This window comes from Streptomyces sp. NPDC031426 (assembly GCF_055581585.1).
Window position 1 is genome coordinate 457,641 of record NZ_JBVIJE010000002.1, and the last position, 13,552, is coordinate 471,192.

Below are 13,552 nucleotides of genomic sequence, written 5' to 3' on the forward strand. Positions count from 1 at the left end.
CACGACCCTGATAGTTCGCGCCGATTAGTACGCGACGAGCGCTACGCGGCGTGTAGTATCCCTGGCATGGCAGACAGCGAGTCACCCGTTGTCCTTGCGGGTATGACAAAGAAGTTCGGAACGACCGTCGCCGTCGACGCACTGGACTGGGCCCCCAAGCGGGGCCAGGTCACCGCGTTGGTCGGCCTCAACGGCGCCGGAAAATCGACCACTATGCGGGTCATGACCGGGCTGATCCGTCCCACCGAGGGCTCGGTGACGATGCGGGTCGGCGACGGTGAACGGCCTCTCTCGGCGATGATCGAGGGCCCGGCCCTCTATCCGGGACTGTCGGTTCGCCGCAATCTTGAGATCCAGCGCGTCCTGACCGGCGCGCCCGCCTCCGAACTGAAGGAGGTGGCCACGCTGATGGAGATCGACGACGTGCTGGGCAAGCGCGTCAAGGCGCTCTCCCAGGGCTACCGGCAGCGGGTGGCGATCGGCGCCGCACTGCTGGCTTCGCCGGCGGTCATGCTGCTGGACGAGCCGACCAACGCGCTGGACCCGGAGGCGATTCAGCACCTGCGCCGCCTGATCCGCCGCACCGCGGACCGCAACGTCGCCATGGTGGTCTCCACCCACCAGCTGCGCGAACTGGAGGGAACCGCCGACGCGCTGACCCTCATTCATGAGGGCAAGGTCCACTATGACGGGCCGTTCGACGCCTTCGTCGGCAAGCCCAGCCTGCGCGTTCGCGCCCTCGACGGGGCTGCGACCGGAAGCCTGGCGGTGCTGCTCGAGGAGCAAGGCCTCGCGATAGAGCGGACCGGGGACGAGTTGAAAGTGACACCCGACGGGCACGCCGACCTGCTCTCCAGCCAGATCTTCGAGATCGCGGCCGGAGCCGGCATCAAGCTCGTCGAGCTCGCCCATGTCACCCCCACTCTCGAAGAGGCCTTCCAGGCCGCGATCTCAGGAGCGCGCCCATGAGGACGTACCGCGCGGAGCTGCTGCGCACCTGCAACCGAGCCCACCTTCTGCTGATGCTCTTCGCCCTCTCGCTGTTGGGCTTCCTGATGTTCAACTACAAACCGCAGCACCAGACCCCGCTGGGCGGATTCCAGCAGGCGGGCATGGTCGTGGCCTCGATCTTCATGTGCCGCGCGGCCGTAGTCGCCGGCGGGGACTTCAGCAGCGGTACGATCCGGCCCTGGCTCATAGCGCGGCCGCGGCGCAGCGAGGTCTTCCTCGGGAAGCTCGCCGCCTCACTCACCCTCGGAGTGGTGTTCTGCATCGTCGCGGGGGTGATGGGATACCTGGCGAGCGCGGTGCAGAGCAAGACGCCGACGGTCTCGCACGACGCCGCCGTGGCGGGCCAGCTCCTGATTGGGATCGGAGCGCTCACCCTCTTCGGCCACGCGATCGGCGTGTTCACCCGCAGCATTCCGGTGGGGCTGACGCTGACGCTCGGCTGGGTCCTGCCGGTGGAGAAGTTCCTGTCCAACCCCAGCCGTGACCATTGGCTTCCCGGTATCACGGTTCAGAACATCACCATGGGGAAGTTCACGGGCGGCGCCTGGAGCGGGGCGATCAGCCACGCGTACATCCCCTTCCTGATCCTGGAAGTCGCCGCACTGGTCTTCTTCCTGCGCCAGGACGTCAACAGTTAGCGCGTACGGGGAGCCCGCGTGGCTCCGGTTCCGCACATGGAGTGATCCACATGACGATTGCCGATAGTGAGAGCCTGCCGGTCGGGCACCGAGCGCGGCCGGCGGTACGGACAGCGCTCGTGGGGGCTGTGTTGAACGCGATCCTCTTCGTCGTGTTCGGCTACGTGACCACCCAGGCTAAGTCCGTTCGTGACGGGAGCCCCTGGCAGGACGACCCTTACGACGCGGTCGTGACGTTCACGTTCTTCTGCGTGCCGATCCTCGTCCTCCTCGTCGTGCTGCGCTTGCCCCTGTGCCGGCGCGCCGAGCCGCTGCCGCTGTACCGGGTCACCCAGCTGCTGCGCGCCAGCGGCATCGCCACGGCGCTCGTCTCGCTGACCTACGCCGCCGACTGGGTCGCGACAGCCACCGGCGCGCAGCGCAGTCTGTGGGACTCGGGCACGCCCTGGCTCATCGGCGCCCTTGGCGTGGTCACCGTGCCGACCGCTCTCACCTGGCTGGTCCACGCACGGGCGCGGAGGCTGCTGCCCGTACGGATCGGCCGGCAGGAGGGCGGCGACTGGCTGCAGGACACGCAGCTACTCGCCGATCTGCTGGGGCGTAGGTTCCCGCGGGCGTTCGGGTGGCTTTCCGGCTGGTTGGTGCGTACCGACGCCGCCGCCTGGATCCGCCGGCGCTTCACCCTCCTCGTCGTGGTGGCCAGCCTGCTCGGTGGCGTCGGGCTGGCCGGCTCGCAGATGCAGGAGGACGGCTTCAGCTCGCTGTTCTTCATCGAGGGCGCATGGTTCGCAGGCGGCATGTTCGCCTTCGCGGTCATTTGCGACGCATTGCTGCGACTCACCGTCCGGCCCGCACCGACGGGTCCGCTGAGGCACGCGGCTTACGTCGCGGTGACCGCGGGCGCGCTGGCCCTGCCAGTCTCGATGGGCCTGCGGCGCAGCATCTGGAGTGCCATCGGTTTCACCGGGACGATCGACACCCCCGCGCAGTACGCGGGACTCACCTTCAGCTGCGCGCTGGTGATGTTCGCCCTGGTGTTCGCCGTGGTCTTCCTCCGGTCCGCCCGGAGGCGATAGCCGGCCGGCGGTCCGAATCCCCCGTCGGGCCGCCGGCCCCTCTGCCTAGTGCGAGGGCGTCAGCCGCACCGGGAGGCGGCAGATGCCACTCAGCAGATTGGAATGTGTGCGCTGCACGGGACCGGTCGGCTCGATCCGCCCGACCCGGTCGCGCAGCACCTCCAGCAGCGAGCGGATCTCGCTCCTGCCCAGGTAGGCGCCGAGACAGAAGTGCGGGCCGTATCCGAAGGCGAGGTGCTTGTTCGGTGTCCGGGTGAGGTCGTAGGTCTCCGGTTCGTCGAACACCTCCTCGTCCCGGTTCGCCGAGCTGTTCCAGAGCGTCACCACGTCGCCGGCCCGGATCAGTTCCTCGCGCACCTTGACGTCCTCTCGTGCCACCCGGCCGAAGTGCATGGCCGGGGTGGTCCAGCGCAGCACTTCCTCGACTGCTGTATCGAGGCCGGCCCGCCCGGACTTGACGGCTTGCCATTGGTCGGGGTGCTCGATGAAGGAGTGCACTGCGCCGAGCATCGACAGCCGGCTGGTCTCGTCTCCGCCGATGATCAGGCTGTAGCAGTTGAAGATGACCTCGTGAGGGGTGAGGCGCTCGCCGTTGATGGTGGCGGTGGCGAGGGTGCTGATCACGTCGTCCTGCGGCGCCTGCTGACGCTCGGTGGCCAGTTCCAGAAAGTACATCAGGATCTCATTGCGGGCCGCCCAGGCATCGCCGTCGACCGCGTCCTGCTCCTCCGAACTCAATGCGGACTTGTTCAGGCGGAGCAGGTACGGTCGGTCGCTCTCGGGTACGCCGAGCAGGTCGCAGATGGTGCCCATGGGTATGTGATCGGCGACCTCGGCGGCGAAGTCCACCTCGCCCCGGGTCAAGGCATCTTCGATCCTGCGGGTTGTATTCCTCTGGATCCGCTCGGCGACCCGGCTGAGTGCACGTGGTGAGAATGCCTTGAGGAGGGTGTTGCGAACGTCCCGATGCCGCCGGCCGTCCGTCACCGCCAGCATCTTCCCTGCGGCCGTGTCGTGGCCCTGGAGAAGAGTGGTGAGCACATTGCCCTTTTCGGCGGTGTAGTTGACCTCGTCCTTGTACACGGCCAGGACGTCGGCGTGCTTCGAGAGCACCCAGAACCCGGGTTTGCCATCCTTTGCGGGATGCCAATACACGGGCCTGTCCCGCCGCAGCACGCGCCAGAACCCGGCGAGGTCTAACTCCGAGTGTGTGGCGGGATCCGCGAGATTCACCGCGGCTATGTCGTCGAGCGTGTCGGGTTGGAACTGGCGCATGTCACTGATCCGTTTCGACGGCATCCGTCCGCCCGGGCGAGGGCGACGGCGCGGCGGATTCGAGAAGTGCGCGGCAATCGTAGCCGCGGGGCGCAGGCCGCGGCGAGCAGCGACAAGTCGCGCCCGGCGTCGCGTTGTTGGCGCCTTTACTTCGTGGCACGTGCCACGACTTGGCGTACAATGTCCCGGGAAAATCAGGGATGGAGGCCCATGCACAGCAACAATGCGCAGATGCTCGTACTCACCGTCCTCGCGGACGGCCCGCTGCACGGCTACGCGATCAACACCGCCATCGAGTCCCTGTCGGGCACCAAACTCGGCCCCGGGAGCCTGTACGGCGCCCTCTCCCGCCTTGAGACACATGGACTGATCCGGCCCGCAGACGAGGCGAACGATCCGGGGCAGCGTCACCGCACCATGCAGATCACCGACGCCGGACGTAACCTGCTGCGCACCGAACTTCAGCAGATGGCCCGGGTCTCCTCGGCAGGCCTGCACGCGCTCGGGGTGGACCCGGCATGAGGGCGGCTCGCCTCCTGGCTGGCCTCTACCCACCAGCCGTTCGGGAGCGCTGGGGTCAGGACCTGTGCCGGGAGGTACAGGCCACCGGCCTTCGCTCGTGGCCGGACACGCTGGCCGGGGCCGCGCGGCTCTGGTTTCACCCGGCTGACTGGCCGGAAACCTCCACCGGCCAGACCCGTCGCGTCCTGACCGTCACCCTTTTCGTCATCGCCTCGGCCACCGTGCTCCTGCTGCGTACCGGTTCACCCGCGGTCACCGTGACCACCGACATCGGCCATCCGCTCACCAGCCTGTGGCTGGCGCCGCTTCTGGTCGGCACCGTCCTGGCCACCCCTCTGCCGCCGCTCCGCATTGCCGCTCTGTGCCGCCTACTCGTCGTGATGGTGCGCCTTTTGGCCGTCCCGGTCGCCCAGGTGGGGATCCTGTTCATGCTGGCCCGCAACGGCATTCTCGCCCGGGCCACGGGGTGGGTGGATGCCGCCTTGACGCTCTACTACTGGCTCACCCTGGCCTCGGTCGCGCTGTGCCTGTGCATGCTGGTCGCCCGCGTGGTAAGGGCTGCCGCCGCGCCGGCCGCGCGCCGGTTGTCCGCAGCGCTGCTGTATCTCGGTGGGGGACTAGCACTCGCGGCGGGTCAGAGACTCCTCGCGGTGATCTGCGGCGCGGCCGGATTCGGTGTGATTGTTCAGACCGTGATGCTGGGCCTGCTGGCCGCCATGGCCCTGAGCACCGGCCAGGACCTCCGCAAGAAGGCGGCACCGGCAGGCTGATCCTGCCGGTGCCCTGAGTTGTCGCTATCGGGCGCTTGCTCCGGAGAAGTCCGGCACGGTGAAAACGCCCTCGCTGCCCAGCGCGCGCTGCAGGACGAGAGCGGCAACCGCGATGTCCAGGGAACCGAGCCCGAACGGTGCGTACACGGCGGTCTTGCTCGGGTTCCGGCGGATTCGGCCGTCCAGGTGGTCGCCGATGTTGGTGATGTTGGCGCGCTGGACGATGCCCTCATCGAGCGCGAGGGCGAGCGAGGTCTTCTCCCGCAGCGCGTGCGAGACCTCGTCGACGATGTGCTCGGCACCCGCCATGGCTGCGGGCTTGAGATCGCGCAGAGACATGTGCAGTACGACGGCCCCAGGGTAAAACCAGTCGGCTTCCCCGACGTATGGCTCCACAGCCGTGGTGGCGAAGAGCACCAGGTCCGCGTCGTCGAGCGTCGCGCGCAGCGTGCGCTGTACGGTCACTGTGTCGGTGATGCCGTGGGTGTGGGAGGCGGCGAATGAGCGCGCCCGCTCCTCGTCCAGGTCATGCACGGCGACGGAGCCGCAACGCCAGCCCTGTTCTGCCATGGCCCTGACGGTGGCGTCCGCGATATACCCAGTGCCGACGACGGCCATCCGGCGTATCGCCAGATCCCCGCCGCGTAGCGCGCGGGCGCCCACCGTCGCGGAGAGCGCAGTGCGGAAGGCACTGATCCGGGCGCCTTCGAGTACAGCCCTGGGAAATCCGGTCGCCACGTCATTGAGCGCGATCAACGCGGATGCCCGGGGAAGTCCGCGATCCAGATTTCCTGGGAAGCTGGATATCCATTTCAAGCCCATGGCGGGGGTTTCGCCCGCGACATACGCGGGCAGCGCGATCGCTCGCCGCCGGTCTGATGGGTCGGGCCGGAGGAACAAACTGTCGGGATTTACCAGTTCACCCCGGGCCGCCTGCCGGTAGACGGTTTCGACGATCCCGGCGCCTTCTTTTCCGAGTCCTTCCAGAATTCGACTGACGACAGCTGCGGGGACGACGGTGAGTTCTTGCGAATCATGCCTGACTGTGCTCATCGCATGTCTCCTGACGGTAATGGCGCGCGGATCAATTCATGGAGGGTCCATGTGAAGAAATCTCGGTTACCGTGCCATGGCCGAGCCGGCCGGGTGCGACTACCGCACGGTGGCGCGGCATATGAAGACGCGGGTCGCCGGCCGGCACCCCGGCCGACGCCGTCACCGGGCCCGGGCGATCGACGACTGTCTGCCGAAGATCGAGGACCAGTGGTCCGCTCGCAGCGCAAGATGCGCCCGCCCGTCCGGGCGTTTGACCGCGGAATCTCCGCACTCGAACCGTGGAACCGGCCCGACAGGCCCCGTGCCCAGTGCACACGGTGGGGGAAGGGCGCGTCAAATGCTGCTCACCGTCGCCTCGGATCGGCCCTTGGTCTCCGGGGCGGCGGGCAGGCACGTGCGTATGGTCGTGCCGTAGTGCCGGGAATGGTTCGGCCTGGGCTGACGGTCCTGGCACGTTCTCCGCGTCGGAGAGCTCCCGAAGCAGGTCCTTGCGGGAAGGACTCCTGTGATAGGCGATGCGGTAGTACAGTTCAGGTAATGCGAGGTGTGTTCGATCGAAGGCCGCGCAACGAGCGGCGCGGGTGCGGGCGTTGGCGGCAGGGCGCCGACGCCGTCGTGCTGCCGGACCGCACGTAGACGAAGTGTCTGGAAGGAAGGGGTCGCTGTGGAGCAGCCGGTGCGGGACCGCGCTGCTTCGAGGCCGCAAGGCGGTGGCCGGGGCCGTCGCTCGGGTGGGGGCGACGATCCTCGTTTCTCGCCGCCGGCTCGCCGAAGTCCACCTTACTGGGCAATTGCCACTGGGTGAGTTGGGAGTGCACGGAGTCCGTCTCGTGCGGGAATTGTCAGTGCCTTTTGAGTCCGGCTTCTACCGTATTTCCATTTGGAATTCGAAGCCGGGCGGAGTCGGCGGTACTCGGCACCACTCTTCATGTGTCACCGGAAGAATCTCAGCAGGCCGGGCCGTCCCGAGAGCAAGATCGGGGCGGCCCGGCCTACTGCTGCGCGCCGAAGACTTGGCGATTATCGTTTCGTCAAGAGATCTTAAAGGTGGCAAAAGATTCTGACGCACTGTTGACGTGCCGAAAGTTGTTGCTGAAGTCTGCGTTGAGCGTCATGTTCAAGTCATGTTGGTGGTAATGTCGGCCACGAGGTAAGGCGGGTGAGGCGATACGTAGGTTCCACGGCGATACGGCGCCGTAAGTCTTTCGAATTGCGCGGAAGAGCAACCGGTGGCAGGCGCGTCGACCCGGCAGGAGCGTGATCCCTTCTCGGGATTCCAGCACGCCGGCGCTCCGGCCTTAACGTGGGTACCGGTTGCGGAACGGGGGAGCATGTCGATTGAGGTGCGCGGGACCGTGCAGGGTCTCGGGGGTCAGGTTGCGCGGTTCCTGGCCGAATGGCAGGAGGGTGAGCGCCTGGCCGGCGGAGTGACCAGTGTTCCGGTTGCGGAACTCTCAGATGCGGATTCCCCGCGTACAGCGGGGGAGGATTCCAGCCATACGATGGCTCTGGCAGAGGTGGACGATCAACTTCCACCGATCATCGTCCATCGTGGTACGAACCGGGTAATCGATGGCATGCACAGGTTGCGTGCGGCCAAGTTGCGTAATGACGACTACATTGACGTCTGGTTCTTTGATGGCACCGAGGAGGATGCCTTCGTCCTGGCGGTGACGCTCAATACCCGCCATGGGCTTCCGCTGTCACGGGCAGATCGGACCGCCGCAGCGCTGCGCATCATCCGCTCGCACCCGGAGTGGTCGAATCGGGTGATCGCGTCCGTGAGCGGCCTCTCGGACAAGACAATCGCGGTCCTGAGGCGCAATCTGACTGCGGAGACTCCGCAGTCAAACGTGCGGATAGGTGCGGATGGCCGGTCGCGACCTGTGGATCTGGCCAGCGGACGTGAACGTGCCGGTGAACTGATCAAGAAGAGCCCCCACCTTCCGTTACGGAAGATCGCCCAGGAGGCGGGGATCGCCGTGTCCACGGCAAAAGATGTCCGGGACAGGATCCGCTCGGGCCAGGACCCGGTGCCTCCGCGGCAGCGGGCGGAAGTCAATGGCGGGAAGGCCAATGGCAAGGAAGCCTATGACGGGCTCTCCGCGGCACTCCAAAACCAGACGATGCCCCCGTCGCCGACGGAGGTCGGTCCGCTGCTCGATGCGCTGCGGCGGGACCCGTCGGTGCGCCACACGATAGCGGGGCGTACCGTCCTGCGGCTGTTTCAGCTGCACTTGATCAAAGCGGAGGAGTGGGCGCACCTGGCTCAGCGGCTTCCGCCGCACTGCAGCGCCGCGATGGCTCAGGTCGCCAGGGCCTGCGGTGAATCCTGGCTGTACTTCGCCCGGAAGCTCGAGTCCCGGCGTTCGCGGGGAAGCACTTACGGCGAAGCGCTTCGGAGCGAGTCATGGGTTGACTCCACGGACAGTCGCCCGCGGACGAGGAGGAGTGCTGAATGGATCCCACCTCACCCCACAACGGCCTGTCGCAGATCACGCTGGACCGGGTGACTGCGGTCGTCAGGGACGCCTTCCTCGACTCTTCAGCGGTCGTGAGTGCGTGATCGTGCCGCCGGCTCTCCCTTTGTTGGTCCGTACCAGGTCTTCTTCCACAAGGCAGTCGCACTCCAAGGAGGAGTCGTGACCAACCCGTTCGACAACCCGGACGGCGTGTTTCTCGTGCTGGTGAATCACGAAGGCCAGCATTCGCTGTGGCCCTCGTTCGCGACGGTTCCTGACGGCTGGGACGTAGTGCTGGGTGAGAGCAGCCGACAGGAATGCATCGATTACATCAACGATCACTGGACGGATCTGCGTCCTAAGAGCCTGGTCGAGAAGATGGGCGGGTAGGCGACTCGACGGATCCCGTCGTGATCGGGGCGCGTCCATCGTGGGGGACTTCGCCGCGGCTGCGGTGCTGACCGTGCCCGGCGCGCTCGGCGACCGCGTGTCCCCACGGTCGCTGCTGATCTCCTGCCTGTCAGTCCCCTCGCAGCGTGGAGACGATGGGTGCGGCCAGTCTCTCGGCGAGGACGCCCGGCACTCGAAGGCGTCGGCGATCCGCCGCAGGCGGTCCTCGCCGTGGGGGTGGACGGGGGCGTGATCGACGGTCAAGTCGGCTGGCTTCAGGCCCATATGGGCGATGTGGACCTGGGCGCCAGTCAGGACGGCTGGTGCTGCTGGACTGAGCGAGTTGGCGGAGTACCGGCTGGCCGACGAGGCAGGTTTCCTGGCCGAGCACATGGATCTGGCCACGATGGACCGCTATGTGGAGACGGCTCGTGCCCATACACGGGCCGCGCCTACCGGCCCGGCCGTTACGAGGGCTCCGTCCTGCTGCTGCGCTGCGCCGCCCCTTCGGAGCCGGCGGACGCAGACCCAGCCGGGGCCTCGCTGTCCAGGTCGAGTCCTCAGTGCTCCCGCAGGGACGCTGGATTGAGCCGGACGAGTCGCCGGATGGCGCTCATGTCGGGTTCACCCCCAGGCCCCGAAGCCCAGCGGCCGCCACCCGGGCCATCGAGCGCAGCTCCTGCTCGAGCACCTCGCGCCCCTTGGCGGTCAGCTGAACGGGCCGGGCGCGCGCCACCTCGTCCAGTGATTCGACCAGCCCCTTGGACTCCAGCCGGGTCAGTGCGCCGTACAGGCTGCCGGGGCCCAGCCGCTTGCCGGTCAGCTCCTCGATGGCCGTGTTGATGGCGTAGCCGTGCAGCGGCCCGTCCGAGAGCACGCACAGGACCAGAGTCTGAGCGTCGTTGGCCTGCATCTTGTTCCTCCTCGTCTCGCCAGCCAGATTATACGTGACGCGTGCTACGGGACGTGTAGTATCCGGGGGCGTGACGGAGGACCCGGCACCCGTCGTTCTGCCGGGTGCGACAAAGGCGTTCGGCGGACGACGGCCGTCAAAGCGTGTTCTTCGTCCTGCTCAGCGCTCCCCACGCACCTGCATGAAGGAGGCCAGGATCCTGTCCTGCGCCTGTGGTGGGACCACTGCCGAGTTGGCTATGAAATGACAGTCGAGGTGTTCCGGCGTGCTGAAGAACTTGGCATCGAGTCCGTGTGGAATGTACGACACCGTTCGCGACTTCGCAGAGCGATACCGGACGATCCGAAGGCCGCCGCACTCCGTCGGCGAGGCATTGTTCAGCCGACTGGTCCAGAAGATGGGGATCCATCCGGCGGTACGCCAGGAGGGACTTGAGGACCTCCTGGTGGACGTGCGAGAGCATGTCCGTGTGTGAGGGCCTTCTCTCTAGAAGCGCAGGAACGCGAAGCGCGAACATGCCTACGGCCTCCTCCTGCGCACGGTTTCTCATGTTCACCGTGACCGAGAATTTGAGCCTGTCCTGCGACGTCAGCCCGAACACGGAAGGCGCATAAGACGCCAGCACCCACTGAAACTCGGTGTGCATGGCCTCGCGTTCACGGATGGGGCGGAATCCGCTGTCACGGACCTGAAGAATCGGCGGGATGCTCGGGTAGCGACTCTGCCAGTACGTCTCTTCTTGCCGCACCGTGTCGCCGCCATGCGCATCCCGGACCGGCTCGAAGAACCTTACGGAAGAGCCCTGCCCTCGCGCATCTGTGTCCGGTGCCGCATATCCCTTCCACAACTCACGTTCACTGATTTCGGATGACTCTGCGTCGACGAAAAGGTGAGCGAAACCCAATATCAGTACATGGAGGGTGGGTGAATACCTGAGGAGGAAGAACCGGAAGGGGTATTCCTTCTCCAGATCCCATTGCCTGGTCACCTCGGCGGTGAAAAAACAGGTCGACGTATCGATGGAACTGGTCCACCGACTGTGCCTTGATGCTCTTCGCCGTGATGAGGCGGTCGAAGTTCCCGGACGCCACGGAGGATGCGGTCTTCGCGGCGGCGAGGGCGGCGCTCGTTCACGATGAGATCATGTCCATGCCCATGAAGTACGGGACACTCTTGCGCCTCGGAGGAGCCGGGATATCGGGCGGGCAGCGTCAGCGAATCGCCCTGGCGAGAGCGCTGATCACGGGTCCTCGATGCCTGATCATGGATGAAGCCACCAGTGCCCTGGACCAGAAGACGGAGAACGAGCTCTTCTCCTCTCTTCGCACCCTGGGCTGCACATTGATCGTCATTACGCATCGACTCTCGGCCGTTCGTGAAGCAGACGCGATCGCCGTCTTCGACAATGGCCGTGTCGAGGCGAGCGGAGTCATGAAGACCTCATCGGTAGTTGTGCCTTGTACAAGTCCCTGGCCGAGGTAGGCCTTTCCACCGCGTAGCGGCGGCCTCGATGCACGGGCCGACGGCCTGCCGGCCGTCAAGGTCGAGTGTCGATCAACTCTTCTTCAAGAGAAGGCCGGTGGCGGCGTTCGTCCACCGGGTCAACTAGAGTTTCCGTATGCCGTAACCAGGCAGCCTGTGCGGTGCCACGTGTGGGTGCCGTCCGTCTGCCGCCTCCCTTTGGACCCGAGGTATTGATCATGGTCGACTTAGTCCCCAAGATTGTTGTCGTCGTGCCCACGTACAACGAACGAGAGAACCTGCCCGTACTGGCCGGCCTGCTGACGGATCTGCAGCTGCCGAATCTCCATCTGCTGGTGGTGGACGACAATTCACCGGACGGCACTGGTGACGTGGCGGACAAACTGGCGGCGGAAGCCCCGGACCGCGTCGGTGTGCTGCACCGCGCCGAGAAGGACGGACTGGGACGTGCCTACGTCGCCGGGATGACCCGGGCGCTGGCAGAGGGCGCGGATGTGGTGATCCAGATGGACGCCGATCTCTCGCACCCCGCTTCGGCCATTCCCGCGATGGTGGACACGCTACTGAACACGGACGCCGCCGTGGTGCTCGGCTCCCGCTATGTCGCGGGCGGTGCGACCGCGGCGGACTGGCCGTGGCACCGCAAAGCGTTGTCCCTGTGGGCGAACTTCTACGTGAACACGCTGCTGCGGTTGGGCGTGAAGGACGCCACCGCCGGATTCAAGGCATGGCGGGCGGAAACGCTGCGTGTGATCGACCCGCAATCGGTCTACAGTAACGGATACTCGTTCCAAGTGGAGATGAACTTCCGCACCGTCAAACGCGGGATGAAGATCCTCGAGGTGCCCATCCGATTCGAAGAGCGAGTCAAGGGCACTTCCAAGATGAGCCTGGCTGTGCAGACCGAGTCGGCGCTTGCGCCTTGGAAGCTGCTCCTGGGCCGACGGGCGAAGTGAGCCCACGGCGGACGGGCCCTGGGCGTGGTGCACTCCTGCGGTGGCACACCCTGGGCCGTCCGCGGCCGGCGGTTCGTACGTCTAGCGTCCGAAGCGGCGCTCACGTCCGGCGTAGGAGCGCAGGGCCCGAAGAAAGTCGATCCGCCGGAACGCGGGCCAGTAGCAGTCGACGAAATGTATCTCGGCGTAGGCCGACTGCCAGAGCAGAAACCCGGAGAGGCGCTGCTCGCCGGACGTGCGAATGATGAAGTCCGTGGTGTCGGGCCCGGTTGCCGAGTACAGGTGCTGTGAGATGTGCTGCTCGTCGAAGTCGTCGATCAGGCGAAGGGGATCGCCGCCTTCGGACACGTAGGCGGCGAAGGCCGATTTGACCGCGTCGACGATCTCCCGGCGGCCGCCGTATCCGACCGCCACGTCGACGTTCATGCCACCGCGACCGTTGGTCTGCGCGGCGGCCTCCTTGAGGTCGATGGCCACATCGTTGGGCAGCAGATCGAGGGCGCCGATGATCCCGACCGTCCAGGGGAGACCCGGTCCTGAGATGTTCTGCACGGTCTCCCTGATGATCTCGATCAGCGGACCGACCTGTTCGGCGGGACGGTGCAGGTTGTCGTCGCTGAGCATGAAGATCGTGACGTGCTGGATCTGCGCCGCGGTGCACCACTCCAGGAATTCGACGACCCTGGCGCCGCCGACCTTGTACCCCTCGCGCGGGTCGTCGTGCCCGGCACTGCGGGCCCAGCGCCTGTTCCCGTCGATCATGATCCCGACGTGCCGGGGGCGAGGAAGCCCCTCCAGCTTGCCCGCAAGGCGGCGCTCGTAGATCGCCTCCAGTGTCGAGCGGACCGTCGACAGAACCATCATCACTCCAAGCCGGGGAGCAGGGGGAGAACCGACCTTCGGACGATATCAGTACGTCCTTCGGTGATGAGTAACCCTGCTGGTCAGGGGCACGGCTGCGGCGCCCGGGGGAAGGGGAGCCGGCCCGCGCACCGACGGGG

At 66.4% G+C, this 13,552-nt stretch carries 13 protein-coding genes and 1 pseudogene; 10 read left to right on the forward strand and 4 right to left on the reverse strand.

Annotated elements, in window-relative coordinates; genetic code table 11:
• Nucleotides 1-102: 102 nt before the first annotated feature.
• The 3 genes from ACZ5NH_RS04880 to ACZ5NH_RS04890 are packed head-to-tail and all read left to right on the forward strand — an operon-like array spanning nt 103 to nt 2,725.
• Nucleotides 103-969, forward strand: a complete 867-nt coding sequence (locus ACZ5NH_RS04880; protein ID WP_468772984.1) for an ABC transporter ATP-binding protein — start codon at nt 103-105, stop codon at nt 967-969.
• On the forward strand, nt 966-1,649 hold the full coding sequence (locus ACZ5NH_RS04885; RefSeq protein ID WP_388625859.1) for a hypothetical protein: 684 nt from the start codon (nt 966-968) through the stop codon (nt 1,647-1,649). Before ACZ5NH_RS04880 ends, ACZ5NH_RS04885 begins: the two co-directional genes overlap by 4 nt.
• A 41-nt stretch (nt 1,650-1,690) precedes the next feature.
• Complete coding sequence (locus ACZ5NH_RS04890; RefSeq protein ID WP_388625861.1) at nt 1,691-2,725, forward strand: hypothetical protein; 1,035 nt, start codon at nt 1,691-1,693, stop codon at nt 2,723-2,725.
• Nucleotides 2,726-2,770: 45 nt separating this feature from the next.
• Here the strand turns inward: ACZ5NH_RS04890 and ACZ5NH_RS04895 are convergent, their stop codons facing one another.
• Complete coding sequence (locus tag ACZ5NH_RS04895; protein ID WP_468772985.1) at nt 2,771-4,000, reverse strand: cytochrome P450; 1,230 nt, start codon at nt 3,998-4,000, stop codon at nt 2,771-2,773.
• A 210-nt stretch (nt 4,001-4,210) separates the two neighbouring features.
• On the opposite strand from ACZ5NH_RS04895, the gene ACZ5NH_RS04900 reads away from it, so the two are divergent.
• Both ACZ5NH_RS04900 and ACZ5NH_RS04905 read left to right on the forward strand, forming a co-directional pair.
• On the forward strand, nt 4,211-4,522 hold the full coding sequence (locus ACZ5NH_RS04900) for a PadR family transcriptional regulator (protein ID WP_388625872.1): 312 nt from the start codon (nt 4,211-4,213) through the stop codon (nt 4,520-4,522).
• Nucleotides 4,519-5,292, forward strand: a complete 774-nt coding sequence (locus tag ACZ5NH_RS04905) for a hypothetical protein (RefSeq protein ID WP_468772986.1) — start codon at nt 4,519-4,521, stop codon at nt 5,290-5,292. The genes ACZ5NH_RS04900 and ACZ5NH_RS04905 overlap by 4 nt, the downstream gene beginning before the upstream one ends.
• A gap of 24 nt (nt 5,293-5,316) precedes the next feature.
• Here the strand turns inward: ACZ5NH_RS04905 and ACZ5NH_RS04910 are convergent, their stop codons facing one another.
• Nucleotides 5,317-6,345 carry a 2,3-diaminopropionate biosynthesis protein SbnB gene (locus tag ACZ5NH_RS04910; RefSeq protein WP_468772987.1) on the reverse strand — a complete coding sequence of 343 codons (1,029 nt, stop codon included), beginning with the start codon at nt 6,343-6,345 and terminating at the stop codon, nt 5,317-5,319.
• 67 nt (nt 6,346-6,412) lie between these two features.
• Here ACZ5NH_RS04910 and ACZ5NH_RS04915 point away from each other — a divergent pair.
• The 3 genes and pseudogenes from ACZ5NH_RS04915 to ACZ5NH_RS04925 all read left to right on the forward strand — a co-directional run.
• Nucleotides 6,413-6,591, forward strand: a pseudogene (locus ACZ5NH_RS04915) (IS21 family transposase); the annotation flags it as partial.
• A gap of 1,088 nt (nt 6,592-7,679) precedes the next feature.
• Entirely contained in the window at nt 7,680-8,861 is a 1,182-nt protein-coding gene (locus tag ACZ5NH_RS04920) for a ParB/RepB/Spo0J family partition protein (protein ID WP_468772988.1), read from the forward strand.
• A gap of 129 nt (nt 8,862-8,990) precedes the next feature.
• Nucleotides 8,991-9,200: an MbtH family protein gene (locus ACZ5NH_RS04925; RefSeq protein WP_450982035.1), complete on the forward strand. Its 210-nt coding sequence runs from the start codon at nt 8,991-8,993 to the stop codon at nt 9,198-9,200.
• Between the two features lie 613 nt (nt 9,201-9,813).
• On the opposite strand, the gene ACZ5NH_RS04930 is transcribed toward ACZ5NH_RS04925, so the two are convergent.
• Nucleotides 9,814-10,113, reverse strand: coding sequence for a PadR family transcriptional regulator (locus ACZ5NH_RS04930; RefSeq protein WP_468772989.1), 300 nt, complete (start codon nt 10,111-10,113; stop codon nt 9,814-9,816).
• Nucleotides 10,114-11,160: 1,047 nt separating this feature from the next.
• Between ACZ5NH_RS04930 and ACZ5NH_RS04935 the strand changes: the two genes are divergently transcribed.
• On the forward strand, nt 11,161-11,595 hold the full coding sequence (locus tag ACZ5NH_RS04935) for an ATP-binding cassette domain-containing protein (RefSeq protein WP_468772990.1): 435 nt from the start codon (nt 11,161-11,163) through the stop codon (nt 11,593-11,595).
• 218 nt (nt 11,596-11,813) lie between these two features.
• A complete protein-coding gene (locus ACZ5NH_RS04940; protein ID WP_468772991.1) occupies nt 11,814-12,551 on the forward strand; it encodes a polyprenol monophosphomannose synthase in 738 nt (245 codons plus the stop codon).
• A gap of 81 nt (nt 12,552-12,632) precedes the next feature.
• Here the strand turns inward: ACZ5NH_RS04940 and ACZ5NH_RS04945 are convergent, their stop codons facing one another.
• On the reverse strand, nt 12,633-13,415 hold the full coding sequence (locus tag ACZ5NH_RS04945; protein ID WP_450982038.1) for an isoprenyl transferase: 783 nt from the start codon (nt 13,413-13,415) through the stop codon (nt 12,633-12,635).
• Nucleotides 13,416-13,552 lie beyond the last annotated feature (137 nt).